The organism is Arthrobacter sp. AG367 (assembly GCF_007828995.1).
Taxonomy (GTDB): Bacteria; Actinomycetota; Actinomycetes; order Actinomycetales; family Micrococcaceae; genus Arthrobacter.
The window spans coordinates 190,163-216,697 of record NZ_VIVE01000001.1 but is presented as its reverse complement, the minus strand read 5'-3'; the positions used below and the strand labels follow the sequence as shown (position 1 = coordinate 216,697).

Below are 26,535 nucleotides of genomic sequence, written 5' to 3'. Positions count from 1 at the left end.
CGGGGCGGACAACTGTAAATCGCGGATCAAATAGGAGTTCCTGGTAAAGGATCACCCGGTGGCACGTCCCCTGTGGAGGTGAGGGATGGTCGACACCGGGACTAGGGTTTTCCCATGGAACAGGAAACCGGAAATGTGCGCCTGATGTTCTTGCGCGACCAAGTGGGGTTGGTACCCAGCGAGAACTATCCGGATGTAGCAGCTGATTTGCTTGTTGAGGGCTATGACTCTCCCTCGCTTCGCGAACTGGCCGGACATCTACGGAATGATCCACGGGGGGCAGCTGATTTATGGGTCCAGGTCCGGGAGGAGTTGGGCAGGCCCTATGAGGACGACGGCGACGCTCGGCGCGCATTGGTTCGGCACTGGCTCCAACAAATCGTTGACGGCGTCCTCGACCCATACCTTGGGACAAATCTCATTCTGGGCCATGCTTGGCACGAACTAGGTCAGCCCACGGAGTTGAACTATTTGGTTGTCCTCAGGGACGACTGGGACGACATGCCGCAAAGCCGGGAGGACATTTGCAACAAGATTGTGGAGGCGGCGCACGAAGTGTTGATTGATTGGTAGTCCGTCGAGGGCGCTCATCGCAAGGAAGGATCACCCGCCTAGTGGAGGATCGTCTATCGTGGCAGTTTGCCCCTACCGTCCAGAAGTTGAGGTATTCCTGGATCCCGCCGGTCGTTCGCCGCTGCACTACGCAGCACTTACCGATGCTGCAGCAGAGGTGACTCGACTGATTGCTGCCGGTGAGTCGCCCGACTCCGCGGATAGGCAGGGGTTTACCCCACTTCACCTTGCGTCTCAGGAGTATGCCCTGAACGCCGGGACTGCCCCGGCTTTTGTTGACTCGGGGTCTTAGGCCGCTTTGAGCGCGGTCCGGTTGATTGTTTCATATTCGATGGGTGTGAGTTTTCCCAGCCGTCTTTGCCGTCTCCGGCGGTGGTAGGTCCTTTCGATCCAGGTCGTGATGGCCAACCGTAGTTGTTGCCTTGTGGTCCACCGCTGACGGTCCAGGACGTTCTTCTGCAGCAGCGAGAAGAAGGATTCCATCGCGGCGTTGTCCGCGCACGCACCGACCCTGCCCATCGAGCCGGTGAGTCCGTGGTGTCGGAGCGCTTCGATAAACCGGCGGGACCGGAACTGGGACCCTCGATCCGAGTGCACCACGGTCCCTGCCGGGTTGCGAGCCCGTACGGCGTTCTCCAGCGCGGCGACGGCCAGCGAGGACTTCATCCGTGAGTCCATCGAGTAACCGACGATCCTGCCGGAATAGACGTCTTTCACCGCGCAGAGGTAGAGCTTCCCCTCGGCAGTGGGGTGTTCGGTGATGTCCGTCAGCCACAGCGCGTTCGGTGCCGTGGCGGTGAAGTCCCGTTCGACCAGGTCGTCGTGGACCGGTGGCCCCGGCTTCCTGTTCAGGCCCCGCTTCTTGGAGAACACCGACCAGATGCCGTGGTCTCTGCATAGTCGCTGGACCCTGTTCTCACCTGCTGTGATGCCCTTCTCCGGGAGCTCGTCGGCGATGAACCGGTACCCGAATGCAGGGTCGTCGGCATGGATATCCCGCGCGGCGTTGACCAGGTGCGCATCAATCCAGTCCCGTTCGGTCACCGGGCATGCCCGCCAGCGGTAATAGCCTTGCTTGCTGAAACCCAACACCCTGCAGGTCACCGCCACGGGGATACCGTCGGCGGCAAGATCCGTGACCAGCGGGTAGGTCATTTTGGGTTAATGTCCCTAGCCAGATAAGCAGCAGCCCGGCGCAGAATCTCGTTCTCCTGCTCCAACAGGCGGTTCCGCTTCTTCAATTCCCTCATCTCAGCCGACTCCGCCGCAGCTGGGCCGGCACCGGAATCTTTACGTTCGGCAATGGCGATCCAGCGTTTGAGCGTCGTGACCGAAAGCCCGAAATCCTTCGCGATCTGCGCCAGCGGCGCCTCGCCTTTGCGGGCCACATCTATAACATCCTGGCGGAACTCCGCCCCATACGGCGTGGGCATGGTCAACATCCTTCCACGAGCACAAGCTCGCTAGGTCAAGGAGTCAACAAAACCGGGGGCAGTCCCGAACCATATAACCCACTTCAGCAGGCGGAAGGACCACCAGCCAGCGTCCCGAGCCCGCCACCCACACACCTGAATAGGCCATCGCGGCGGCCAGGCGACAGCCCGCGACCCAACCCGTCAGACGACGCGACCGCAAGCTTTGTCAACACGTCAAAGCAAAATCGCCTCTGACGAGGGAATACGTCGTGCCCGAGGTGGGACTCGAACCCACACACCTTTCGATACCGCATTTTGAGTGCGGCGCGTCTGCCAATTCCGCCACTCGGGCGCGGATTACGCGGAGCCAAAGTACGCTCACAGCTGACTGTGAGCAACGCGATCGCTTCACGTACGCGGAATTACTCTACATGCAGATAGGCTGAATTCCAGAATCGCGCCGCCGTCGCCGCAAACGAACCCTGCAAACCAAGTACAGCAGCGGTGGCACCTAAGATAGTGATGTCCCGCCGTACCTTTTCAAGGAGATCCCGTGACTGAACAGACGGAGTCCAAGCCCACGTCCCAGCCGGCGCGCCGCGTCATTGTGGCAGAGGATGAAACCCTCATCCGCCTCGACATCATCGAGATCCTGCGCGGCGAAGGTTACGATGTCGTGGGTGAGGCGGACAATGGCGAGAAGGCCGTCCAGCTCGCCGAGGAACTCAAGCCGGACCTGGTCCTCATGGACGTCAAGATGCCCGTCATGGACGGCATTTCTGCGGCCGAAAAGATCGTCAAGGCCCGTATCGCCCCCGTGGTGCTGCTGACCGCCTTCAGCCAGAAGGAACTGGTGGAGCGTGCCCGCGACGCCGGCGCCATGGCCTACGTCGTCAAGCCCTTCACCCCCGCGGACCTCATCCCGGCGCTGGAGATCGCACTCTCTCGCCACGAGGAAATCAAGGCCCTCGAGAGCGAGGTGTCCGACCTGCAGGAGCAGTTCGCCACCCGCAAGCTCGTGGAACGCGCCAAGAGCCTGCTGACCACCAAGATGGGCCTGACCGAACCCGAAGCCTTCCGCTGGATCCAGAAGACCTCGATGGATCGCCGCCTTAGCATGCGCGAGGTTGCAGAGACCATCATCAACCAGGTCAACTAACGCGCCGGCCGGGCCCGAAGAGTTTCCGACGGCGGCCCGGCCCCCACGGGTACCCTAACGCGCACAGCACCAAAGCAAAGGACCCCTGCCAACCGGCAGGGGTCCTTCGCTGTGTCTGAAGACTAGGCCTGGGCCTTCTTCTTCTTTTCCGGCCACGGGCCGAGCTTTTCCTTGTTGCTGGCGACGTCTCCGGCGCGCGTGGAGTCGGCGAGGTCGCCCACCTTGTGCACCTTCAGCGAGTTGGTGGAGCCGGCCTTTCCGGGAGGCGAACCGGCGGCGATGACCACCAGGTCACCGTCTTCCACAAGTCCCATTTCCTCAAGGCTGCGGTCCACCTGGGCCGTCATGGCGTCGGTGTGGTCAACCATCTGGACAAGCACCGGCTGGATGCCCCAGGTCAGCGCCATCTGGTTCCAGACCTGCTCCACCGGGGTGAACGCGAAGACCGGCTTGATGGGCCGCAGGCGGGAGAGCCGGCGGGCCGAGTCACCGGACTGGGTGAACGCACAGATGTACTTGGCGTCCAGCTGGTCGGCGATTTCGACGGCGGCACGGGTGATGGCGCCACCACGGGTCCTGGGCTTGGTCCCCAGCGGGGGGACGCGCTCCAGGCCGTGGACTTCGGTGGATTCGATGATCCGGGCCATGGTCTTGACCGTCTCGATCGGGTACTTGCCCACGCTGGTCTCACCGGACAGCATGACGGCGTCAGCACCGTCCAGGACGGCGTTGGCGCAGTCGGAAGCCTCTGCACGGGTGGGGCGCGGGTTGTCGATCATGGACTCAAGGACCTGGGTGGCCACGATGACCGGCTTGGCCCAGCGGCGTGCCAGTTCAATGGCGCGCTTCTGCACGATCGGCACTTCCTCCAGCGGAAGCTCCACGCCCAGGTCGCCACGGGCCACCATGATGGCGTCGAAGGCGTCGATGATCTCGGGCAGCTGCTCAACGGCCTGCGGCTTTTCGATCTTGGCGATGACCGGTACGCGGCGGCCTTCCTCGTCCATGATCTCGTGGACGCGGGCGATGTCCGTAGCGTCCCGCACGAACGAAAGCGCCACCAGGTCCACGCCGCGGCGCAGCGCCCAGCGGAGATCGTCCTCGTCCTTTTCGCTCAGCGCGGGCACGTTCACGGCCACGCCGGGAAGGTTGATGCCCTTGTTGTTGGACACCATGCCGCCAACGGTCACCTCGGTGACCACCTTGACGTCGTCCACCGCCGTGGCACGCAGGGCCACCTTGCCGTCGTCGATCAGCAGGGCATCGCCCACCTTGACGTCCTCGGTGAGGCTCTTCAGCGTGGTGGAGCAGATCTCCTGGGTACCGGGAACGTCTTCGGTGGTGATGGTGAAGACGTCACCCACGGCCAGGGCGTGCGGACCGTCGACGAAACGGCCCAGGCGGATCTTGGGGCCCTGCAGGTCGGCCATGATGGCCACGGCCTTGCCAAGGTCGGATGCTGCCTTGCGGACGTTCTCATAGGTGTTGTCATGCACGGAGTAGTCGCCGTGGCTCATGTTCATGCGGGCGACGTCAACGCCGGCTTCCAGCACCGCGAGGGTGTTTTCGTAGCTGGCAATTGCCGGGCCAAACGTAGCCACAATTTTTGCGCGTCTCATATACCTACCCTATTGGTCTCTTGCATTGGTTAAGTTGTCTGCGAGGTGAACCCTCGATGCATCCTGCGGGACTGCGGCCAGAGGACAGCGGCTAGAGGACGGCGATAGCCCGGTCCGTCGGTGCTACGGGAGCGGGAAGGATCGTGCTTCCCATCAGGTACTTGTCAACGGCGGCAGCGGCGGCACGTCCTTCGGCGATGGCCCACACGATCAGGGACTGCCCGCGGCCGGCGTCACCGGCAACAAACACCCCCTCGGTGTTGGTCATGTAGTAGCCGTCGCGGGCCACGTTGCCGCGGCCGTCGAACTCGGCGTGCACCTGTTCGGTGATGCCGGCAGGCTCGGCACCGGTGAAGCCGAGGGACAGGAACACCAGGTCCGCCGGGATGATCCGCTCGGTGCCGGCCTTCGGGAGGCGCTTGCCGTCAACGAACTCGGTCTCCGCCACCTTCACGCCGGTCAGCTTGCCGTTCTCGCCAACGAACTCGACCGTGGACGCGAGGTAGGTGCGTTCGCCGCCTTCCTCGTGCGCGCTGGCCACCTCGAACAGGGTGGGGAACGTCGGCCACGGCTGGTGGCTGGCACGCTCCGACGGCGGCTGCTTGCCAATCGCCAGGGTGGTCACCGAGGCAGCGCCGTGCCGGTGCGCGGTCCCCAGGCAGTCAGCGCCGGTGTCGCCGCCGCCCAGGATGACAACATGCTTGCCGTGGGCATTGATCTGGTTCTCGATGGTTTCCCCGGCAACAGCGCGGTTGGCCGGCACCAGGTAGTCCATGGCGAAGTGGATGCCGTCCAGGTCGCGGCCCGGGATGGGCAGGTCACGCGGAACGGTGGCGCCGGTGCAGACCACGACGGCGTCGTAGCGCCTGCGCAGCTGCTCCCAGGTGACGTCGGTCCCCACGGAGACGCCGGTACGGAAGCGGGTGCCCTCGGCCTTCATCTGCTCGACGCGGCGGTCCACCTGCTCCTTTTCCATCTTGAAGTCGGGGATGCCGTAGCGGAGCAGGCCGCCGATCTTGTCGTCCCGCTCATAGACGGCAACCGTGTGGCCCACGCGGGTGAGCTGCTGGGCGACGGCCAGCCCGGCCGGGCCGGAGCCAACCACCGCAACGGTCTTGCCGGTCAGGCGTGCGGGCGGCAGCGGGTTGACCCAGCCGTTGTCCCAGGCTTCGTCGATGATCGAGACTTCCACCTGCTTGATGGTGACCGCGGGCTGGTTGATTCCCAGCACGCAGGACGCCTCGCACGGCGCCGGGCAGAGCCGTCCGGTGAACTCGGGGAAGTTGTTCGTGGCGTGCAGGCGCTCGATCGCTTCCTCACCCTTGTCCCGCCACATGAGGTCGTTCCACTCGGGAATGAGGTTGCCCAGCGGGCAGCCCTGGTGGCAGAACGGGACGCCGCAGTCCATGCAGCGTCCGGCCTGGGCCTTCAGCGTGCCTTTTTCCTGCGCCTCATAGACCTCTTTCCAGTCCATGATGCGGACGGGAACAGGACGGCGTGGCTGGGTTTCACGCTGGCGTACTTTCAGAAATCCGCGTGGATCAGCCACCGGTCACCTCCAGGATTCGAGACCATACTTCTTCGCCGTCAGGGTCAAGGCCCTCTTCGATGGCGTCGAGACGGGTTTGCAGCACAGCCGCGTAGTCGCGCGGCAGCACCTTGGTAATGCGGGCAGCGGTGTCATCGAAGTTCTCGAGGAGACGCGCCGCCAGCTGGGAGTCAGTTTCTTCCACATGCTTGACCAGCAGGCCGTGGACGATGTCGCGGTCTTCGGCGTCCAGCTCGCGGAGCTGGAGTTCGCCGGACTGCAGGGCGTCCTTGTTGACCTTGGCAGTGTCCAGGTCCAGGACGTAGGCGGTTCCGCCGGACATGCCGGCACCGAAGTTGCGGCCGGTGCGCCCGATGATCAGCGTCTGGCCGCCGGTCATGTACTCGCAGCCATGGTCGCCAATGCCTTCGACGACGGCGGTGGCACCGGAGTTGCGGACCAGGAAGCGTTCGCCCACCTGGCCGCGCAGGAACATTTCGCCGCTGGTGGCGCCGTAGCCGATGACGTTGCCGGCGATGACGTTGGTCTCCGCCTTGAACACGTTGGTTCGGTCCGGGCGGACGACGATCCGGCCGCCGGAGAGGCCCTTGCCCACGTAGTCGTTCGAGTCGCCGTAGAGCCGCAGGGTGATGCCGGCAGGCAGGAAGGCACCCAACGACTGGCCGGCGGTGCCGTTCAGCGTGATGTCGATCGTGTCCCTGGCCAGGACATCCGTGCCGAAGGTCTTGGTGACCACGTGGCCCAGCATGGTGCCCACCGAACGGTCGGTGTTGATGACGTCAACGGTGATCTTCACCGGGCTGCGGTCCGTCAGCGCTTCCGTGGCCATGGTGATCAGCCGCTGGTCGAAGTGCTTGTCCAGCTCGTGGTTCTGGCCCGTCATGTTGCGCAGGGGCGCGTCGTCGTCGAACTCCAGGCCGTGAAGGATCGGGTCCAGGTCCAGGCCGTCGGCCTTCCAGTGGTCGATCGCCTCGCGGGCGTCCAGGACCTCTGCGTGGCCAATGGCCTCCTCGAGGCTGCGGAAGCCAAGCTCCGCCAGGATCTCGCGGACTTCCTCGGCAAGGAACTCGAAGAAGTTGACCACGAACTCCGGCTTGCCGCTGAAGCGGGCGCGCAGCTCGGGGTTCTGCGTGGCCACACCCACGGGGCAGGTGTCCAGGTGGCAGACGCGCATCATGATGCAGCCTTCCACTACCAGCGGAGCGGTGGCGAAGCCGAACTCCTCGCCGCCCAGCAGCGCGGCGATCACAACGTCGCGGCCGGTCTTGAGCTGGCCATCCACCTGCACCACCACGCGGTCGCGCAGGCCGTTGAGCATCAGCGTCTGCTGGGTTTCGGCCAGGCCGAGCTCCCACGGGACACCGGCGTGCTTGAGCGAGTTCAGCGGTGAGGCGCCGGTACCGCCGTCGTGCCCGGAAACGAGTACGACGTCGGCCTTGGCCTTGGTCACGCCGGACGCCACGGTGCCGATCCCGACTTCCGAGACCAGCTTCACGTGGACCCTCGCCGAGGGGTTGGCGCGCTTGGCATCGTAGATGAGCTGCGCGAGGTCCTCGATCGAGTAGATGTCGTGGTGCGGAGGCGGGGAGATCAGCCCCACGCCGGGGGTTGAGTGCCGTGTCCGGGCCACCCAGGGGTAGACCTTCTGCGCCATCAGCTGGCCGCCTTCGCCGGGCTTGGCACCCTGGGCCATCTTGATCTGGATGTCGTCCGCGTTGGTCAGGTAGAGGCTGGTCACGCCGAAACGGCCGGACGCGATCTGCTTGACCGCAGAGCGGCGCTTGGGATCGAGCAGGCGATCCACGTCCTCGCCGCCTTCACCGGTGTTGGACTTGCCGCCCAGCTGGTTCATGGCGATGGCCAGCGTCTCGTGGGCCTCCTGCGAGATGGAGCCGTAGCTCATCGCTCCCGTGGAGAACCGCTTGACGATGCTGGAGACCGGCTCCACTTCCTCAAGGGGCACGGACGGGCGGTCGTTCTTGAACTTGAGCAGGCCGCGGAGGGTCATCAGGTTGGTGGACTGGTCGTCCACGCCCTTGGTGTAGGCCTTGAAGATGTCGTAGCGGCGCTCACGCGTGGCGTGCTGCAGCCGGAACACGGTCTCCGGGTTGAACAGGTGCGGTTCGCCGTCACGGCGCCACTGGTACTCGCCGCCGCCCAGCAGGGGGCGGTGCGGCTGCTCGATGCCGCCCTCGGGGTAGGCCATCTGGTGGCGTGCGGACACCTCGGCCGCGATCACGTCCAGGCCCACGCCACCCAGCTGGGAGTGCGTGCCGGCAAAGAACTCGTCCACCAGGTCCTGGCCCAGGCCAAGGGCTTCGAAGGTCTGGGCGCCGGTGTAGGACGCCACGGTGGAGATGCCCATCTTGGACATGATCTTCAGGACGCCCTTGCCCAGGCCCTTGATCAGGTTGTAGACGCCGTCCTGCGGGGTCACACCGGTGACGTCGCCGGCAGCGATCAGCTGCTCCACGGATTCCATCGCCAGGTACGGGTTGACGGCGGACGCGCCGTAACCAATGAGCACGGCCACGTGGTGCGTTTCGCGGACATCGCCGGCCTCGACCACCAGGGCGGTCTTGGTGCGGTTGGCGCTGCGCAGCAGGTGGTGGTGCACGGCGCTGACCAGCAGCAGCGACGGGATGGGCGCCCACTGGGCGTTGGAGTCACGGTCGGACAGCACGATGTACTGCACGCCGCGGTTGATGGCACCGGAAACCTGCTCGCAGATCTCGGTGAGCCGGGCGCGGAGCGCGTTCTCGCCGCCTTCGGGCCGGTACAGGCCGCGGACCTTCATGGCCACGCGGTTGCCATCCGCGTCCTCGATGTTGGCGATCTTGGCGAGCTGGTCGTTGTTGATCACCGGGAAGGGCAGCTGGACCTGGGGCTGGCGGACCTGCTTGGTGTCCAGCAGGTTGCCGTTGGGTCCGATGGCGCAGGTCAGGGACGTGACCAGTTCCTCGCGGATGGCGTCCAGCGGCGGGTTGGTGACCTGCGCGAAGGACTGCACGAAGTAGTCGAAGAGCAGGCGGGGGCGCTTGGACAGCACTGCCACGGGGGTGTCGGAACCCATGGCGCCCAGCGGCTCGGCGCCGGTACGGGCCATCGGGCCGAGCAGGATCTTCAGTTCCTCGGTGGTGTAGCCGAAGGTGCGCTGGCGGATGTTCACGGACGCGGCAGTGTGCACCACGTGCTCACGCTCGGGCAGGTCGTTGAGGTCGATCAGGTTGTCCTTGACCCACTCCGCCCACGGGTTGGCCGCGGCAACTTCGGCCTTGACCTCTTCGTCATCGATGATGCGGCCGGCCTCGGTGTCCACCAGGAACATCTTGCCCGGGGACACGCGGCCCTTCTTGACCACCTTGGAGGGTTCGACGTCGATCACGCCCACCTCGGAGGCGAAGACGATCAGGCCGTCTTCGGTGATCCAGAAGCGTCCGGGGCGCAGGCCGTTGCGGTCAAGGGTTGCGCCCACCAGGTTGCCGTCGGTAAAGGACACGGCAGCCGGGCCGTCCCACGGTTCCATCAGCAGGGAGTGGTACTCGTAGAAGGCGCGACGGGCCGGATCCATGGTGGCGTGGTTTTCCCAGGCCTCGGGGATCATCATCATGATCGAGTGCGTGATGGGCCGGCCGGACAGCCACAGCAGCTCCGCTACCTCGTCGAACGAGGCGGAGTCGGAGGCGCCGGGGGTGCAGATGGGGTACAGCTCTTCCGGCGAGTCGCCCAGCAGCGGGTTGGCGAGCTGGGACTGGCGGGCGCGCATCCAGTTCCGGTTGCCCTTGACGGTGTTGATCTCACCGTTGTGGGCAATGGTCCGGAACGGCTGGGCGAGCGGCCAGGACGGGAAGGTGTTCGTGGAGAAGCGTGAGTGCACGATCGCCAGCTTGGTCTTGAACCGCTTGTCCGAAAGGTCCGGGTAGAACGGCTCCAGCTGGGCGGTGGTGAGCATGCCCTTATAGACGATGGTGCGCGAGGACAGCGAGGGGAAGTACACACCGAACTTGTTCTGGGCACGCTTGCGGATGCGCCAGGCGCGCGAGTCGAGCTCGTTGCGGTCCAGTTCCTCGCCGTTGGCGGATGCCAGGAAGGGCTGGGAGAAGTAGGGCATGCAGGCGCGGGCCATGGCGCCCACGAGGTCGGCGACCACCGGCACTTCACGCCAGCCGAGGACCTTCAGGCCCTCATCGGCGGCCAGGCCCTCGATACCTGCCTTGGCGGCGTCGGCCTCGCGCTGCTCGGCAGGCAGGAACGCGGTACCGGCGACGTACTGGCCCGGTGCGGGCAGCTCGAACTCGGTGACCGCACGGAAGAACTCGTCGGGGATCTGCATGAGCAGGCCCGCGCCGTCGCCCGTGCCCTCGTCAGCACCCACGGCACCGCGGTGCTCCAGGTTGCGCAGGGCGGTCAGGGCGGCGTCGACAATGTCATACCCGGGTTCGCCGCGCAGGGTCGCGATGATCGCGAGTCCGCAGGCGTCCTTCTCCTGTTCCGGGTTGTAGAGCCCGGCGGCCTCCGGCATGGCTGCGAAGCGCTTGAACGGCGACATTGCAGTCTCAGGCTGGTCCGGTTCGGACCAGCTGGGAGTGTGAAGAGTTTGGGTCATGGGAGACGTCCTTCCTCCTGATCGTGCGTATGGAAGGGACACCGTTGGCCCCACTCGTCGGCGCCGCTGCGGTGGGCACAACAAAGTGTTGATTACTGGAAATTGTAGGTCAGCGCAGCCTGCTGAACTAACGGTTACGCAGGCCCCTGCCCGAGGCATCATCAGCCAGCAAATCCATGCTGGGCGGACGGTGCCCCATGCCACGACATTGTGGTTTTCGGGCGCTTCGAGCGGTGGCTCTGCTGCCCTGCCTGGCCGGCGCCCTACTTGCCGGTGCCGGCCTCCGGTGCGGGTCCTGTGGCTGTGCTGCCGGAGTGTCCGGCAGCCGTTGCATCCGTTCCGGGCTTTGAGCCCGCCGGTGCCGCCGCGGCTTCTTCCGTGGGGTCGGAAGCATGCCTGGAACCGCTGTGGTTATCAGGGAGATTACCACGCGAATCACTATCTGAGACAACATCGTCCGGATCACGGACTTCATGACTGGCCACGGAATCGGTTCCCGGTTCCACGGTTTTCTCCGCTCCGTGCCCCGGAAGGTACACGGTGTCCGGGTCCGTCCGGCTTTTGAGGCCCAACAGGATGAAGGCGACCAGTGCCGCCAGGAACACGAAGATGCTGGTCCACACGTTGAGCCTGGTGGTGATGCCGAAGATGGTGATTTGTTCGGCGTCGTCGATGCGCATTGCCTCGATCCAGACCCGGCCCAGGGTGTAGTACATGGCGTACAGCCAGAAAAGCCGGCTCCGGCGGAAGTTGAAGCGCCGGTCCAGGGCCAGCAGGATCAGGACGCCGGCCAGGTTCCACAGGGACTCGTAGAGGAACGTGGGGTGGAAGAGGGTGTCCGCGGGCATGCCGGCGGGGAAGTTGGGGTTGTCGGCGTCCACCTGCAGGCCCCACGGCAGCGTGGTGGGACCGCCGAAAAGTTCCTGGTTGAAGTAGTTGCCCCACCGGCCTATGGCCTGGGCCAGGAGCAGGCCCGGGGCCGCTGCGTCGGCGAATGCGCTCAGTTTCACTCCGCTGCGGCGGCAGCCGATCCAGGCGCCAAGGGCCCCAAGGACCACGGCGCCCCAGATTCCCAGCCCGCCGCGCTGGATCTGCGGGATCAGCGAGAGGTCTCCGGTGCCGTCGAACCCCGGGCCGAAGTAAGCGTCCGGTGATGACACCACGTGGTAGAGCCGGCCTCCGATGATGCCGAAGGGGATGGCCCAGATGACGATGTCCCAGACGCTGCCTTCAGGGGCGCCGCGCCTGGCCCAGCGGACGGATGTGAGCCAGAGCCCCGCGACGATCCCCGCGAGGATGCACAGCGCGTAGGCGTGGATCCGGAGGCTGCCCCAAGGCAGGGGAATGTCGAAGCCGGACCAGTCCGGGCTGGGGATGCTGGCCGGCACCATCGTGGGTACCAGCGCGGCTGCCTGAAGGAGTGGCTGCATGTCCTAGGCCCCGGCTTCCTGCGCCAGGCCCGGTTCAGGCGCCAGGCCGGTGCTCAGGTCCTTAGTGAGGGCGGCGACGGCATCCACTCCCCCGTCGCGGAGGGCCGCCACCAGGGCGGTGCCCACGATGACGCCTTCGGCGTAGGCGGCGATTTCGCGGACCTGGTCCGCGGTGGAGACGCCCAGCCCGACGCAGACGCGCTCGGCGCCGGCGCCGTGCGCCGCCGCCACAACGTCCTTGGCTGCGGTGCTGACGGAGGTGCGGGCACCGGTGACGCCCATGATGGAGACGGCGTACACGAATCCACGGCTGGCATCCACGGTCCGCTGCATGCGCTCCGCGGTGGAGGACGGCGCCACGAGGAACACACGGTCCAGGCCGTACTTGTCCGAGGCTTCCATCCACTCGGCGGCCTCGTCCGGAATCAGGTCCGGGGTGATCAGCCCGGCTCCTCCGGCTTCGGCCAGCCGGCGCGAGAACTCATCCACGCCCATCCGGACCACCGGGTTCCAGTACGTCATGACCAGGACGGCGGCGTCGGTCCTGCTGGTGATGCCGGCCACGACGTCGAACACCTGGCTGACGTGGAAGCCCTTGGCCAGTGCCTCGGTGGTGGCGGCCTGGATGACCTGGCCGTCCATGACGGGGTCCGAGTAGGGAATGCCGATCTCGATCAGGTCCGCGCCGTTTTCCGCCAGGGCAATGCCTGCGGCGATGGTGTCCTCCACACTGGGGTAGCCGGCGGGGAGGTAGCCGATGAGGGCGGAGCGTCCCTGGGAGCGCGCCCTGTCGATGGCTGCTGCCGACTTGCTGGTCATCTCTGCCCGGTTGGCCATTTCTGCACTGCTCACAGCTGCTCCCCCTCTTTGCCGATCTCGGATTCGGCGGAATTCTTGTCCAACAGGTCAAACCATTCGGCGGCGGTGGCCACGTCCTTGTCTCCGCGTCCGGACAGGTTGACGATGACGATCTTTTCGGCCGCGGCCGCCGGGTCTTCGGCAGCAAGCCGCTGTCCCACCTTGATGGCTCCGGCCAGCGCATGCGAGGACTCGATGGCGGGGATGATGCCCTCGGTGCGGCACAGGAGGCGGAAGGCCTCCATGGCTTCGCTGTCCGTGATGGGCTCGTAGCTGACCCGTCCGATGTCGGCCAGGTAGGAGTGCTCGGGTCCCACGCCGGGGTAGTCCAGGCCGGCGGAGATGGAGTGCGACTCGATCGTCTGGCCGTCGTCGTCCTGCATCAGGTAGGAGCGTGCGCCGTGCAGCACGCCGGGCTTGCCCAGGGTGATGGTGGCGGCGTGCCGGCCGGTTTCGACGCCGTCGCCGCCGGCCTCGAAGCCGTAGATCTTCACGGAGGGATCATCCAGGAACCCGTGGAAGATGCCGATGGCGTTCGAGCCGCCGCCGATGCAGGCGCAGACGGCGTCCGGGAGGCGGCCCTCCTGCTCCAGGATCTGGGCGCGGGCTTCCTCGCCGATGACCTCGTGGAAGTAACGGACCATGGCCGGGAACGGGTGGGCTCCGGCAGCGGTGCCCAACAGGTAGTGGGTGTTGCCAACGTTGGCCACCCAGTCCCGGAGGGCCTCGTTGATGGCGTCCTTGAGGGTCTGGGATCCGCTGGTGACGGGAATCACCTTGGCGCCCAGGAGCTCCATGCGGGCGACGTTGAGCGCCTGGCGGCGGCAGTCCTCGGCGCCCATGTACACCACGCACTCCAGGCCCATCAGGGCGGCAGCGGTAGCGCTTGCCACGCCGTGCTGGCCTGCGCCGGTCTCGGCGATGACGCGCGTCTTGCCCATGCGCTTGGCGAGCAGCGCCTGGCCAAGGACGTTGTTGATCTTGTGCGAACCCGTGTGGTTGAGGTCTTCGCGCTTGAGGAAGATGCGCACTCCCCCGGCGTGCTGGGAGAACCGCTTGGCTTCGGTCAGGAGGGACGGCCGGCCGGAGTAGTTCTTGTTCAGGTCAGCGATCTGCGCACGGAAGTCGGGATCGTCCTTGGCCTTGTTGAAGGTCTCTTCAAGTTCGTCCAGGGCGGCGATGAGGGACTCGGGCATCCATCGCCCGCCGTAGTTTCCGAAGTACGGCCCCGGGGCGTGGCGGAGGGATCCGCCCTGCAGGAATGCTTCCGCGGTGTTGTTGTCAGCGTTTCCTGAGGGTGCGTCAGCCATCAGTCCTGTCCTGTTCGGTGGTGGTTGGTCAAAAAGTTGCTGTTCCGGCGGTGGCGGCCGGAATGGTGTGCTGTCCTGCGGGCCGGCGTGCCACGGGCCCGCAGGACGACGGTTTGGTCCGTTTCGTCAGCCGCGGGCGGCGATGGCGGCGGCACCTGCGGCAGTGAACTCTGCGATGCGTTCCCGGGGCGTGGCGTGGCTTACCAGTGCCTCGCCCACCAGTATGGCGTTGGCGCCGCTGCCGGCGTAGTGCGTGACGTCGGCGGCGTCGCGGACGCCGGATTCGGCAACCACCACGGCCTCGGCCGGAATCAGACCCGCCAGTGCGGCAAAGACGGAACGGTCGACGTCGAGCGTTTTGAGGTTGCGCACGTTGACGCCGATGATCCGCGCGTTGGCGGCCAGGGCCCGCTCGATTTCCTCTTCCGTGTGGGTCTCCAAGAGCACGTTCATGCCCAGGTCCCGGCTGAGGCCGCTGAATTCGGCCAGCTGGGCGTCCGAGAGGGCAGCCACGATGAGCAGGATGAGGTCGGCGCCGTGCGCACGGGCCTCCCAGATCTGGTACTCGTCGAGCGTGAAGTCCTTCCGCAGCAGCGGGATGTCGACGGCGGCGCGCACGGCGTCGAGGTCGGCCAGGGACCCGTTGAAGCGGCGCTGTTCGGTGAGGACGCTGATGACGGAGGCACCGCCGTCGGCGTACTGCCGGGCGAGCGACGCCGGATCCCCGATGCTGGCGAGATCGCCCTTGGAGGGGCTGCGGCGTTTGATTTCGGCAATGACTTTCAGCTGTTCCCGGGTTGGGGAGGTGCCGCCGAGGGCTGCCCACGCGTCACGGGCAGGTGCCGCGGCCTGGGCCAGGTCCTTCAGCTCAGCCAGGGAAACGAGCCGTTTCCTGGCCTCCATATCCTCCCTGACACCGGCGTTGATGTCGTCGAGAACAGTCGCCATCAGTGGCCGGAGTTCTTCAGCTTGCTGCCTTCGACGCCGTAGCCTGCCTTGCGCATGACGTATCCGAGGATCAGTCCGACGACCATGACAACGGCGCCGCCGATGAAGATGGGGGTGCTGGCGATGACGAAGGCGATGGCTGCGATGAGCGCGCCGACGAGCATGACGATGACGCAGGTCCACGCGGCCGGGCTGTTGCCGTGGCCCAGTTCCTGGCTGTGGTCAATGGCGCCGGGGGCAACGGTGCGGGTGCCTGACTTGGAAACGGACGCAGGTGCTTTGCTCATGGAAATCTCCTCAGGATGGATACTGCTTACATTCTGCCATTTTTTGGCTGCCGCCCGCGTACCGCAGGGCCTGCCGCCCCTGCCGGCGCCGGCGTCCGCCGGTCTTAGGTGGGGTCCTCGCCCCGGGAAAGCCGGTCCCAGCTGTCGACCTCGTCCACGGGGCCGGCCACCGCCGTGGCGCCGGCGGCCGTGGGTGCTGCCGCTCCGGCCGCGTCATATTTGGTGCGCGTCTTCCAGTAACGGGAGGCGGGCAGGATCAGCAGGGCTGACAGGGCGAGAAGGCAGCCCGCGACGACGGCGAGCAGCGGGAACGGGGTAACGTCCACGTGCGCCTGGCTGCCGGAGACGCCGGTGGCTGCCGCAATGGACCCTTGCGCCGCGGCGAGCGGATCGGCCAGGACGGTGGCCGCCGCCGTCACCACGCCTGCGGAGGCAAGGACGATGATGGCCGTGATCACCCACCGGGCGATCCTGCCGGCGATGGCCGCTGCGAGCCCGCCTGCCAGGGCCACCAGGGCCAGGGCCGTCACCGTGGTGGCGGCCTTGCTGCCCTGCACCTGGATGGTGCTTTGGGCGGCTCCGGCCTGTCCCACCTGGTTGGGGTCCAGGGTGGCGGTCATCCAGGTCTGGGTGGTGGTGCCGAAGGCGGCCAGCGCCAGGAGGGTAATCAGCATGACCAGGGTGGACTTGCGCGCCCAGACCGGCACGGCCCGGGTCTTGCGGGCTTTGCCGGCCTTGGCCGCCGTATCCGCCTCTCCTGCCTTGGCCGCCTCTTCGGGGCGGCCTGCCGCCATGCCGGAGTCCGGCATCAGGAAACCGACCCGTCGGGAAGGGATTCCGCGGAAATGTTGTGCAGCGATCCGGCCGTGTGCACGGCGCGCAACGGAGCGGCGGCCTTGTTGACCGTTTCCAGGGCCTCGGTGGGGTTCACGGAGTCTGCCACGATGCCACCCCCTGCCTGGACGTAGGCGCGTCCTTCCCGGATCAGGGCGGACCTGATGGCGATGGCCATATCCATGTCGCCGGCGAAGTCGAGGTAGCCCACCACGCCGCCATAGATGCCGCGCCGGTGCGGTTCCAGCTCGTCCAGCAGCCGCAGGGCACGGGGCTTGGGTGCGCCGGAGAGGGTGCCGGCCGGGAAGGTGGCCTTCAGCACGTCATAGGCTTTGGCCTGCGGAGCCAAACGGCCCACCACGGTGGACACCAGGTGCATGATGTGGCTGAAGCGCTCCACCTCCATGAACTGGGTGACGTCCACCGTTCCCGCCACGCAGACCTTGGAGAGGTCGTTGCGGGAGAGGTCCACCAGCATCAGGTGTTCGGCACGTTCCTTCTGGTCCGCCAGGAGCTCCTCGGCCAGGGCCTTGTCCGCTTCGACCGTCTTGCCGCGCGGACGCGAGCCGGCGATGGGGTGGGTGATGACTTCCTCGCCGGTGACCGTGACCAAGGCTTCGGGCGAGGAGCCGACGATCGAGTACTCGCGGCCCTCGGCGTCGGCCAGGCTGAAGATGTACATGTAGGGGCTGGGGTTGGTGTTGCGCAGGACCCTGTAGACGTCCAGCGCGGACGCCTTGCACTCCATCTCGAACCGGCGCGAAATCACCACCTGGAAGACCTCGCCGTCCACGATCGCTTCCTTGCCGCGGTCCAGCGCCGCAAGGTATTCAGCCTCGTCCCAGCGTTCCTGGACGCTGGAGGCAAAGTCCAGGGCCGCCGGCGTCAGGACGGAGACCGGCTGCACCACCGGGGTGCTGATTTTGGCCAGGAGTTCCTTGACCCGGCGCACGGCGTCGTGCCAGGCCTCGTCAACGCGTTCGGAGCTGTTGTCGAAGTTGATGGCGTTGGCGATGAGCAGGACCGTACCGTCCACGTTGTCATGCACGGCCATGTCGGTGACCAGGTTCAGGGCCATTTCCGGCAGCTGCAGGTCATCCTCGGGCGGGCTGACCAGCCGTTCCCAGTGCCGGACGGTTTCCCAGCCGAGGAAGCCCACCAGCCCGGAGGTAAAGGGCGGCAGCCCTTCGAAACGGTCGGTGCGCAGCGCCTCCACGGTGTCGCGGATGGCGTCCACCGGACTGCCGCTGACCGGCACGCCCGCGGGCGGCTGGCCCAGCCAGTGCGCCTGGCCGTCCTTGGTGGTCAGGGTGGCGCGGGACTTGGCGCCGATGAAGGAGTACCGGGACCAGGCTCCGCCCACCGCTGCCGATTCCATCAGGAAGGTGCCGGGCTGACCCTGCGCCAGCTTCCGGTACAGCCCGATGGGGGTTTCGGCGTCGGCGAGGACCTTGAGCCGGACGGGAATGACGCGGCTGTGGCCGGCAAGTTCCCGGAATTCCTCGAGGCTCGGGCTGATGGTTCCAAGGTCCTGCATGGTTATGCTTGTCCGCCTGTTCTTCGAAAGGGCCGGCATTGCCGGGCGCCTTGGTGTGCTTGCTGGGGTGGCCGGGGCTGTGGAGGAAGCCCGGCCGGGCAGCGTGTCCGCCTAGCCTGCGTGGCCTGCCACCACGTCGAGGTCCCTGCCGTCGAAGCAGGTGCGGGTGCCCGTGTGGCAGGCCGCGCCCACCTGGTCCACGCGCACCAGCAGTGCGTCGCCGTCGCAGTCCATGGCCACGGATTTGACCCATTGCACATGCCCCGAGGTATCACCCTTGCGCCAGTACTCCTGCCGCGAGCGGGAGTAGAAGGTCACCCGGCCGGTGGTCATGGTGCGGTGCAGCGCCTCGTCGTCCATCCAGCCAAGCATGAGGACTTCGTTGGTGTCGTACTGCTGCACCACCGCGGCCACCAGGCCGGCGGCGTCGCGCTTGAGTGCCGCGGCTACCTCCATGGGCAGCGGGCTGGCCGGGACGGATTCCCCGGACGACGGCGGCACGGATGCCACAGGCTGGGACACGGCGGATCCTGCGGTGGGGACGGGGGTTGGCTGCTCAGACATCGGGTCAAGTCTAGTGCCTTCACGTGCCCGTCCTCCTGTTGTGAACAACGGCACGCCACCTGCCCCTGCGCTGCTGCCCAACTCCGCGCCTGTCGTGCTAGTTTTCCAAGTGATGCATTTCGTCGAACCGTCCCGAGAAGTCCTGGCCGAAACCCTGCTTGCGGCCGGCCCTGATGCGCCCACACTGTGCAAGGGCTGGCGTACCAGGGACCTTGCCGCGCACCTTTACCTGCGCGAGCGGAAGGCCGCCGTCGGGCTCGGTTTGATCATCAAGCGCCTGGCCAAGGCCTCGGACCAGGCAACCGCCAAGCTGGCAGCCAAGCTGACCACCAACGAGGACTACGCCCGGCTGGTCAACACCTTCCGCGCCGGTCCGCCGGCGCTGTCGCCGATGAAGATCAAGGCACTGGACGAAAGTTCCAACCTGATCGAATACTTCGTGCACACCGAGGATGTCCGGCGGGCCGTGGACCGGTGGGCGCCCAGGGCACTTGATGAAGCGTACTCTGACGCGCTGTGGGACGAACTGGTCAAGCGTGCCGCCATCCTCTACCGCGGCGTGGACCTGGGCATTGTCCTGGTCCGTCCGTCCGGTCCGCGGCATGTTGCCAAGCGCGCCCCCGTTTCGGTGGCGATCGTCGGCGAGCCGGGCGAACTGCTGATGCACGCCCACGGCCGGACACGCCACGCGCTGGTCACCTTCGAAGGCCAGCCCGACGCCGTCGCCCTCCTCCAGTCAGCCGAAGTAGGCCTCTGACCCAACTGGGTCGCAGTTGTTGTCGTTATGGGCGTTCATAACGACAACAAATGCGAGTCAGTCGGGTTAGCGGACTTCGAAGCCGGCTTCCCGGATCGCTTCCTTGACCTGGGACATCATGTTGTCCGGTCCCCAGTGGAAAATCGAAGCCGCCAGGACGGCGTCCGCGCCGGCTGCGACGGCCGGCGGGAAGTGTGCGGGCTCTCCGGCACCGCCGGACGCGATGATCGGGACCCTGACGGCCGCCCGGACCAGCTTGATGAGTTCGAGGTCGAACCCGTCCTTGGTGCCGTCGGCGTCGATGGAGTTCAGCAGGATCTCCCCCACCCCGCGGTCAGCCGCTTCCCTGGCCCACTCAATGGCGTCGATGCCGGTGCCGGTGCGGCCGCCGTGGGTGGTCACTTCGAATCCCGACGGCGTGGGCTGGGACCCCGGGCGGGTGCGGCGGGCGTCAACGGACAGGACGAGCACCTGGGAACCGAAGTGCCGGGTGATTTCGTCGATGACGTCGGGCCGGGCCACGGCCGCGGTGTTGATGGAGGCCTTGTCGGCGCCGTAGCGCAGGAGCTTGTCCACTTCCGCCACGCCGCGGACGCCGCCGCCCACCGTCAGCGGGATGAATACTTCTTCGGCCGTGCGGCGGACAACGTCGAACGTGGTCTCGCGGTTGCCCGAGGAAGCTGTGACGTCAAGGAAGGTCAGTTCGTCGGCGCCGGCGTTGTCGTAGCGGTGGGCGAGTTCCACGGGGTCGCCGGCATCGCGCAGGCCCTCGAAGTTGACGCCCTTGACGACGCGTCCGGCGTCGACGTCGAGGCAGGGAATGACGCGTACTGCTACTGCCATGGGGTACTCCTGGAGTCTGTGTTGGTTGCTGCGGGGCCGGCTCAGATGCGGCAGGCGTGGATGCTGCTGACCAGGATGGCGCGGGCGCCGAGGTCGTACAATTCATCCATGATGCGGTTGGTTTCCTTCTTGGGAACCATGGACCGGACGGCCACCCAGTCGGAGTCGCGCAGCGGCGAGACCGTGGGCGATTCGAGGCCAGGCGTCAGGCCGGCCGCCTTCTCCACGAGTTCCTTGCGGATGTCGTAGTCCATCAGCACGTACTGGCGTGCCACCAGGACGCCCTGGAGCCGGCGGATGAGGACGTCGATTTCCTTGGCGGTGCCGTTGGCGGCGCCCCCGTTGCCGGTGCGGCGGATCAGGACGGCCTCGGATTTGAGGATGGGGTCGCCGAAGATTTCCATGCCGGCGGCCTTGAGGGTGTTGCCGGTTTCCACGACGTCGGCGATGGCGTCGGCGACGCCCAGGCGGACCGAGGATTCAACCGCGCCATCCAGCCGGACCACCTTGGCGTTGATGCCGCGTTCGGCCAGGTAGTTGCGCAGCAGTCCGTCGTAGCTGGTGGCCAGGCGCTTGCCCTCGAGTTCCTCCACCTTGCTGAAGTCGCCGACGGGTCCGGCAAAACGGAAGGTGGAGCCGGCGAAACCCAGCGGCAGCAGCTCTTCGGCTTCCACGCCGGCGTCCAGGAGCAGGTCGCGTCCGGTGATGCCGACGTCGAGCGTTCCCTGGCCGACATAGACCGCAATATCGCGGGGGCGGAGGAAGAAGAACTCGATCTCGTTGTCAGGGTCCACCATGACCAGTTCGCGCGTGTCGCGGCGCTGGCGGTAGCCGGCTTCGGAGAGCATGGCGGAGGCGGCTTCGGACAGGGAGCCCTTGTTGGGGACGGCTACTCGCAGCATGGGAAATTCTTTCTGGGGTGGAAGGTCTGGGTTTTCAGGCAGTGCAGGCCACGGCGGGCCCGGCGGCAGTGCGCCGGACCGGTGGCTACAGATGCTTGTAGACGTCTTCCAGGGTCAGGCCTTTGGCGAGCATCAGAACCTGCAGGTGGTACAGCAGCTGGGAGATTTCCTCGGCCGCGGCTTCATCGGATTCATATTCGGCAGCCATCCACACTTCGGCTGCTTCCTCAACGACTTTTTTGCCGATGCCGTGAACACCGGACTCCAATTCAGCGACGGTGCGGGAGCCTTCCGGGCGGGTGGCTGCCTTCTCGCTGAGCTCAGCGAACAGCGTCTCGAAATTCTTCACGCCCTCCAGCCTACTTGGTGCAGCCGCAGCGGCGCTTCCCGGGCCGTTGCATGACGGGCGCGATGTGAGCGAATACACACACCGCGCCCGTGCAACAACCTGACGCCGGGTCCGGTGCTGCGCCTAGCTCCGGTACTGCTTGAGGACGACGGCGGTAGCCAGCGCAGCTGTCACGGCCTCATGGCCCTTGTCTTCCTTGGAGCCGGGCAGGCCTGCCCGGTCCAGCCCCTGCTGTTCGTTGTCGCAGGTGAGCACGCCGAAGCCCACCGGCACGCCCGTGGACACGCTGACGTCGGTGAGGCCCGACGTCGCGGCCTGGCAGACGTAGTCAAAGTGCGGGGTTCCGCCGCGGATCACGACGCCGAGGGCAACAACGGCGTCAAAGTGCCGTGCCAGCCGCGCCGCGGCAACCGGGAGCTCGAAGCTGCCGGGAACCCGCAGCACCGTGGGCTCGGCGATGCCGGCATCCTTGGCGGCCCGGAGTGCGCCGTCCAGGAGCCCGTCCATGATCTGTGTGTGCCAGCTTGCTGCGATGATGGCCAGTTTCAGCTGCGACGTCTCGGCCGGGTTGAGGGTGCTGAGGTCGATGTCGGGGGCGCCGTGTCCACTCATGGGTTCTTGTTCCGTTCAGTCTTGTTCGTGGTCGAAAGGGGTTTCAGGGGCGGGCACGGGCACGGGAGCCACGCCGGTGTCCAGCAGCAGCCGGTGTTCCATGCGGTCCTTCTTGGTGCGCAGGTAGCGGATGTTCTGTTCGCGGGACGGCACCTCCGTAGGCACCATTTCCACGACCTTCACGCCCGCCTTGGCCAGCCTGTTCTGCTTGTCCGGGTTGTTGCTCAGCAGCCGCACCTCATGCAGGCCCATTTCGGCCAGGATCTGGGCTGCGGCCTTGTAGCACCTGGCGTCAACGGGGAGGCCCAGCTGCTCGTTCGCCTCAACTGTGTCGAAGCCGGCTTCCTGCAGGGCGTAGGCCTTGATCTTGTTGGCCAGGCCAATGCCGCGGCCTTCCTGCCCGCGCAGGTAGAGCAGCGTGCCGCCGTTGTCCCGGATCAGTTCCAGCGCGAAGGCAAGTTGTTCGCCGCAGTCGCAGCGGTAGGAACCGAAGACGTCGCCGGTGAGGCACTCGGAGTGCAGCCGCACCAGTGGTGCTTTACCGTCAGTGGGAGCGTTGGGGGAACTGACGGCGAGGTGTTCCACACCCGTCACCAGGTCCGTCCATGCCTGTGCCACGAACTCGCCGAAGGCCGTGGGCAACTGTACAACCGGCCCTCCGCTGACGGGATGGGGCGCTGCGCCGGACACCGTGTGGTGTTTCCGGTGGCCGTTCTGGTGGCTGTCGTCGGTGGCTGCCGCTGCCGTCATCGCTTCTCCTTCTCTTCGCCCGGCGTTACCCGGACATCCTCACGCTGGGTTCCCCCGGCCCCGGCTTCAAGATACGCCACCAGGTCCTCGATGGAGATCAGGGGGCATCCATGTTCAGCTGCGAACGAACGGAGCCCGTCCAGGCGCATCATTTCACCGTCGTCATACACCACTTCCGCGATCACCCCGACAGGCTCCAGGCCTGCAAGGCGGCACAGGTCCACCGCGGCCTCGGTGTGCCCCTGGCGTTCCCGCACTCCACCGTCAACCGCGCGAAGCGGGAAAATATGCCCCGGGCGGGTCACGGATGCAGGACCGGCGTGCGGGTCGGCCAGAATCCGGGCGGTCAGGGCCCGGTCCGTGGCGGAGATTCCGGTGCTGACGCCGGTGGCGGCGTCGCAGGACACCGTGTAGGCCGTGCCTTTGGCGTCCTCGTTGATCGCCGTCATGGGAGGCAGTGCCAGCGCATCCGCGCGGTCTCCGGTCAGCGGCACGCAAATGACGCCGGAGCTGTACCGGATGGTCCAGCCCATCAGGGCGGGCGTGGCGTGCTGGGCGGCGAAGATGATGTCGCCTTCGTTTTCGCGGTCCTCGTTGTCGACGACGAGCACGGGCCGGCCGGCGGCCATGGCCCGGACTGCGTCCTCAATGGAGTCCAGTCCCACGGCAGGCGCGGACGTCCGTCCATCGGTCACAGTGACAGCCTCCGCGGATGCGGCGGGTTCCAGGCGTACGGCGGCGTTCACCGTGCACCTCCTGCAACCGCGGCGCCACCGGTACCGGTTGCTGCATCCGCGTCGCGGAAGGCCAGCAGCCGCTCGGTGTACTTTGCCAGCACGTCGACCTCCAGGTTCACCCGGCTGCCGGTGGTTTTGGTCCCCAGGCCCGTTTCTGCCAGCGTGGTGGGGATCAGGCCTACCTCGAACCAGGGTTCCTGCTCCGAAGCCGGGCTGACGGCCGTCACGGTGAGGGAGACGCCGTCGATGGCGATGGAGCCTTTCTCGGCAATGTAGCGGGCCAGGTTGGCGGGGACGCCAAAACGCAGCCGCTCCCAGTTGCCCTGGTGTTCGCGTTCCAGCAGGACCCCCACGCCGTCCACGTGGCCCTGGACCACGTGTCCGTCCAGCCGGCCGCCCGCGGGAACACAGCGCTCCAGGTTGACCGAATCGCCGGCTGCGAGTTCGCCGATGGTGCTCCGGACCAGGGTCTCCCCCATGACGTCCACGCTGAACTCCTTGCCGTCGATGGCGGTTGCCGTGAGGCAGACCCCGTTCACGGCGATGGAGCCGCCAAGTGCCAGGCCTTCGGTGGAGCCGGGGGCGTGCAGCCGCACGGTGGCGCTGGTGTTACCGTCACGCTCGACGGACAGCACCTGCCCCTGCTCGGCAATAATTCCGGTGAACATCAGTAGCCTCCCTGGGCTTGCTCCGCGCTGCCGCGGGTTGGTGGGTGGTCGAGTGCAACTTTCCGTTGCGGTCTGAGGTGAAGCCTGAGGTCCCGGCCGAGCGTCCGGACGGCGCCGCCGTCGGCCTCGTCCCATTCCCATTGCTGGGCGTCCGGGAGGCTGGTGATGCCCAGCCCGTTCAGGGCGGGGGTGCCGGATCCCAGCAGGGTGGGGGCAAGGTAGACGATGAGTTCGTCTACCAGGCCGGCAGAGAGGAAGGAGCTGAGGATCCGTGAGCCGCCTTCCACCATCACATGCCGGATCCCGGCTTTGTACAGCAGGGTCAACGCTTCGCGGGGGTTCCGGGTGGGGAGGTGGACAGCCAGGCCGTCATCGCCGTGGATCGCGGCGTCGTCCGGAATTCCGCGCAGTCCCATGACGGCCCGTACCGGCTGTTTGGGTGCGGGGTCTCCGGAGGGTTCCCGGGCGGTCAGGCGGGGGTTGTCCACCAGCACGGTCTGGGTGCCCACCAGGATGGCGTCGATGCGGCCGCGGATTCCGTGGTTGTCTGCCAGCGACTCAGGGCTGGAGATCCATTGGCTGGTGCCGTCTTCGGCTGCTATCCGGGCGTCCAGGGTCTGGGCGATGTGGAGGGTGACGAACGGGCGCTTGGCGGCGACTGCCTCAAACCACTGGCGGTTCAGGTCCAGGGATTCGTCGGCGCCGAGGCCACTGCGGACCCGGACGCCGGCCGCCCGCAGTGTTGCTGCGCCACCGGCCGCCGGGTCATGGGGGTCGTCGACGGCGTACACCACGTCCGTGATGCCGGCGTCGATGATCGCCTGCGTGCACGGCCCGGTGCGGCCCACGTGGTCGCAGGGCTCCAGCGTGACCACCATGGTGCAGCCGGATAGATCAAGGCCGACGGCGGCGGCCTGGGCGATTGCGTCCGCTTCGGCATGCGCGGTGCCGGCGCCGCGGTGGTAGCCGGTGACAAGTTGGCGCCCGTCAGGACCGACGACGACGGCGCCCACCAGGGGATTCGCTCCGCGCGGACCCTGCAGGGCTGCCTGCAGGGCGTGCTCCATGGCGCGGGTTACGTCGGCGCTGAAGGCGGTGACCACCCCGGCCGCGGGCTTCAGTTCCACCGGGCCCGTCATGCGGCGGCCGGGACGGATGGGGTGCCTGCCTTGGAGGCGGCAGTATTTTCGGCGGTTAAGAGCCATCGCTGGGGGTTCATGCGTGTCGTTCCTTCCCTGTCGAACCGCGATGGCTCCGGGGATACGACAGCAGAACGTTGCGGACCCAACGGGCCCACTGATACAGCTGTACGTGCTTCTCTCATCCAGACTTTAACTGTCGGTACCGGAATTCCACCGGTTCAACCGTCCGCCGGAATCCTCCTGGGAGGAAGCCGGCTCGCGGGTCGCGGACTGTCACCGCCGGTTCGGACTTACACCGACCCCGGAGCACGTATGTGTGTTGTTATTGTGCCACAACCGGCAGGGGCACCCGGTTATTCCGTCGCCCCGCGTAATGTCCGGCTGCCCTTGTGGCGCAGCAGGTCGATGGCTGCGGCGGGGTCATCGGCGCCGTAGACGGCAGAGCCCGCCACAAAGACGTTGGCGCCGGCCTCGGCGGCGCGGGTGATGGTTTCCTCGGTGATCCCGCCGTCCACCTGGATGGCAACTCCCAGCCCGGAGCCTTCCACAGCTTCGCGGGCCCGGCGGATTTTGGGGAGCGTGACGTCCAGGAACGCCTGGCCGCCAAAGCCCGGTTCCACAGTCATGATGAGCAGCATGTCCAGCTCCGGCAGCATGTCGAGGTACGGCTCCACGGGGGTGGCGGGGCGAAGCGCCATGCCCGCTTTGGCCCCCCTGCTGCGCAGTTCCCGCGCCAGCTTGATGGGCGCAATGGATGCCTCGGCGTGGAACGTGACCGATGCCAGGCCTGCGTCGGCGAACCCGGGCGCCCAGCGGTCCGCGTCGGCAATCATCAGGTGGGCGTCGAGTGGAACCGGGCTGACGGCCTGGATCCGCTGCACCACCGGCAGCCCGATGGTCAGGTTGGGGACGAAGTGGTTGTCCATGACGTCCACGTGCACGGCGTCGGCGTTGCTGATCCGCCGCAGTTCGGCCTCAAGGTTGACGAAGTCGGCGGAGAGGATGCTCGGGTTGATGCAGCATTGCGTCACAGGGTTGCCTTTCGGATGAACGTGCGTTGGTCGCAGCGAAGTTCCAGCCCGCTGC

25 protein-coding genes, 1 tRNA gene and 1 riboswitch are annotated in these 26,535 nt (G+C 66.6%); of the genes, 4 read left to right on the top strand and 22 right to left on the bottom strand.

What is annotated here, in order from left to right; genetic code table 11:
* The first annotated feature begins 114 nt into the window (after positions 1-114).
* The gene (locus tag FB478_RS00970) at positions 115-573 is read left to right on the top strand and encodes a hypothetical protein (RefSeq protein ID WP_144599659.1); all 459 of its coding nucleotides are present in this window, start codon (positions 115-117) and stop codon (positions 571-573) included.
* Between the two features lie 58 nt (positions 574-631).
* Positions 632-865, top strand: coding sequence for an ankyrin repeat domain-containing protein (locus FB478_RS21505; RefSeq protein WP_395858334.1), 234 nt, complete (start codon positions 632-634; stop codon positions 863-865).
* Here FB478_RS21505 and FB478_RS00960 read toward each other — a convergent pair.
* Both FB478_RS00960 and FB478_RS00955 read right to left on the bottom strand, forming a co-directional pair.
* Positions 862-2,006, bottom strand: a protein-coding gene (locus FB478_RS00960; protein WP_144599657.1) for an IS3 family transposase whose coding sequence is annotated in 2 segments (ribosomal slippage) — positions 862-1,730 and positions 1,730-2,006 — 1,146 coding nt in all. Because the reading frame shifts where the segments join, the coding sequence is not laid out codon by codon here. The two genes, FB478_RS21505 and FB478_RS00960, sit on opposite strands and share 4 nt — an antisense overlap.
* A gap of 252 nt (positions 2,007-2,258) precedes the next feature.
* Positions 2,259-2,340 (bottom strand) — tRNA-Leu (locus FB478_RS00955).
* A 201-nt stretch (positions 2,341-2,541) separates the two neighbouring features.
* Here FB478_RS00955 and FB478_RS00950 point away from each other — a divergent pair.
* Positions 2,542-3,147: an ANTAR domain-containing response regulator gene (locus tag FB478_RS00950; RefSeq protein WP_009358190.1), complete on the top strand. Its 606-nt coding sequence runs from the start codon at positions 2,542-2,544 to the stop codon at positions 3,145-3,147.
* Between the two features lie 122 nt (positions 3,148-3,269).
* On the opposite strand, the gene pyk is transcribed toward FB478_RS00950, so the two are convergent.
* From pyk to hisI, 11 genes are all read right to left on the bottom strand, one after another.
* On the bottom strand, positions 3,270-4,766 hold the full coding sequence (gene pyk / locus FB478_RS00945) for a pyruvate kinase (RefSeq protein ID WP_134164340.1): 1,497 nt from the start codon (positions 4,764-4,766) through the stop codon (positions 3,270-3,272).
* 91 nt (positions 4,767-4,857) lie between these two features.
* The gene (locus FB478_RS00940; protein WP_056393678.1) at positions 4,858-6,315 is read right to left on the bottom strand and encodes a glutamate synthase subunit beta; all 1,458 of its coding nucleotides are present in this window, start codon (positions 6,313-6,315) and stop codon (positions 4,858-4,860) included.
* A complete protein-coding gene (gltB, locus tag FB478_RS00935; RefSeq protein ID WP_144599656.1) occupies positions 6,308-10,921 on the bottom strand; it encodes a glutamate synthase large subunit in 4,614 nt (1,537 codons plus the stop codon). Before gltB ends, FB478_RS00940 begins: the two co-directional genes overlap by 8 nt.
* A gap of 263 nt (positions 10,922-11,184) precedes the next feature.
* On the bottom strand, positions 11,185-12,351 hold the full coding sequence (lgt, locus tag FB478_RS00930) for a prolipoprotein diacylglyceryl transferase (RefSeq protein WP_056393675.1): 1,167 nt from the start codon (positions 12,349-12,351) through the stop codon (positions 11,185-11,187).
* Between the two features lie 3 nt (positions 12,352-12,354).
* A complete protein-coding gene (gene trpA / locus FB478_RS00925) occupies positions 12,355-13,188 on the bottom strand; it encodes a tryptophan synthase subunit alpha (protein ID WP_144600022.1) in 834 nt (277 codons plus the stop codon).
* Between the two features lie 11 nt (positions 13,189-13,199).
* A complete protein-coding gene (trpB, locus tag FB478_RS00920) occupies positions 13,200-14,519 on the bottom strand; it encodes a tryptophan synthase subunit beta (protein WP_134164343.1) in 1,320 nt (439 codons plus the stop codon).
* 126 nt (positions 14,520-14,645) lie between these two features.
* Positions 14,646-15,467, bottom strand: a complete 822-nt coding sequence (gene trpC / locus FB478_RS00915; protein ID WP_144599655.1) for an indole-3-glycerol phosphate synthase TrpC — start codon at positions 15,465-15,467, stop codon at positions 14,646-14,648.
* Positions 15,467-15,754, bottom strand: a complete 288-nt coding sequence (locus FB478_RS00910) for an HGxxPAAW family protein (RefSeq protein ID WP_018770784.1) — start codon at positions 15,752-15,754, stop codon at positions 15,467-15,469. Before FB478_RS00910 ends, trpC begins: the two co-directional genes overlap by 1 nt.
* Positions 15,755-15,858: 104 nt before the next feature.
* Entirely contained in the window at positions 15,859-16,563 is a 705-nt protein-coding gene (locus FB478_RS00905) for a Trp biosynthesis-associated membrane protein (RefSeq protein ID WP_261377327.1), read from the bottom strand.
* The gene (locus FB478_RS00900) at positions 16,563-18,125 is read right to left on the bottom strand and encodes an anthranilate synthase component I (RefSeq protein ID WP_018770782.1); all 1,563 of its coding nucleotides are present in this window, start codon (positions 18,123-18,125) and stop codon (positions 16,563-16,565) included. The genes FB478_RS00905 and FB478_RS00900 overlap by 1 nt, the downstream gene beginning before the upstream one ends.
* Before the next feature lie 111 nt (positions 18,126-18,236).
* Positions 18,237-18,689 (bottom strand): phosphoribosyl-AMP cyclohydrolase, encoded by a 453-nt coding sequence (gene hisI, locus FB478_RS00895; RefSeq protein ID WP_018770780.1) that lies wholly within the window; start codon positions 18,687-18,689, stop codon positions 18,237-18,239.
* A gap of 112 nt (positions 18,690-18,801) precedes the next feature.
* On the opposite strand from hisI, the gene FB478_RS00890 reads away from it, so the two are divergent.
* Positions 18,802-19,446: a TIGR03085 family metal-binding protein gene (locus FB478_RS00890; RefSeq protein WP_018770779.1), complete on the top strand. Its 645-nt coding sequence runs from the start codon at positions 18,802-18,804 to the stop codon at positions 19,444-19,446.
* Positions 19,447-19,512: 66 nt separating this feature from the next.
* Here FB478_RS00890 and hisF read toward each other — a convergent pair whose 3' ends face one another.
* The 9 genes from hisF to rpe form a co-directional block, all read right to left on the bottom strand.
* A complete protein-coding gene (hisF, locus tag FB478_RS00885) occupies positions 19,513-20,289 on the bottom strand; it encodes an imidazole glycerol phosphate synthase subunit HisF (RefSeq protein ID WP_018770778.1) in 777 nt (258 codons plus the stop codon).
* 41 nt (positions 20,290-20,330) lie between these two features.
* Entirely contained in the window at positions 20,331-21,191 is an 861-nt protein-coding gene (gene hisG, locus FB478_RS00880) for an ATP phosphoribosyltransferase (RefSeq protein ID WP_018770777.1), read from the bottom strand.
* Between the two features lie 85 nt (positions 21,192-21,276).
* Positions 21,277-21,540 carry a phosphoribosyl-ATP diphosphatase gene (locus FB478_RS00875; protein ID WP_009358176.1) on the bottom strand — a complete coding sequence of 88 codons (264 nt, stop codon included), beginning with the start codon at positions 21,538-21,540 and terminating at the stop codon, positions 21,277-21,279.
* A gap of 123 nt (positions 21,541-21,663) precedes the next feature.
* Entirely contained in the window at positions 21,664-22,152 is a 489-nt protein-coding gene (gene ribH, locus FB478_RS00870; protein WP_056393668.1) for a 6,7-dimethyl-8-ribityllumazine synthase, read from the bottom strand.
* A 15-nt stretch (positions 22,153-22,167) separates the two neighbouring features.
* Complete coding sequence (gene ribA, locus FB478_RS00865) at positions 22,168-22,902, bottom strand: GTP cyclohydrolase II (RefSeq protein ID WP_056393665.1); 735 nt, start codon at positions 22,900-22,902, stop codon at positions 22,168-22,170.
* Positions 22,899-23,648 (bottom strand): 3,4-dihydroxy-2-butanone-4-phosphate synthase, encoded by a 750-nt coding sequence (gene ribB / locus FB478_RS00860; RefSeq protein ID WP_144599654.1) that lies wholly within the window; start codon positions 23,646-23,648, stop codon positions 22,899-22,901. Before ribB ends, ribA begins: the two co-directional genes overlap by 4 nt.
* On the bottom strand, positions 23,645-24,307 hold the full coding sequence (locus FB478_RS00855; RefSeq protein WP_144599653.1) for a riboflavin synthase: 663 nt from the start codon (positions 24,305-24,307) through the stop codon (positions 23,645-23,647). The genes ribB and FB478_RS00855 overlap by 4 nt, the downstream gene beginning before the upstream one ends.
* The gene (gene ribD, locus FB478_RS00850) at positions 24,307-25,446 is read right to left on the bottom strand and encodes a bifunctional diaminohydroxyphosphoribosylaminopyrimidine deaminase/5-amino-6-(5-phosphoribosylamino)uracil reductase RibD (RefSeq protein WP_144599652.1); all 1,140 of its coding nucleotides are present in this window, start codon (positions 25,444-25,446) and stop codon (positions 24,307-24,309) included. Before ribD ends, FB478_RS00855 begins: the two co-directional genes overlap by 1 nt.
* Positions 25,447-25,614: 168 nt before the next feature.
* Positions 25,615-25,763: riboswitch (FMN riboswitch) on the bottom strand.
* Between the two features lie 39 nt (positions 25,764-25,802).
* The gene (gene rpe / locus FB478_RS00845; protein WP_018770771.1) at positions 25,803-26,480 is read right to left on the bottom strand and encodes a ribulose-phosphate 3-epimerase; all 678 of its coding nucleotides are present in this window, start codon (positions 26,478-26,480) and stop codon (positions 25,803-25,805) included.
* Between the last annotated feature and the right edge of the window lie 55 nt (positions 26,481-26,535).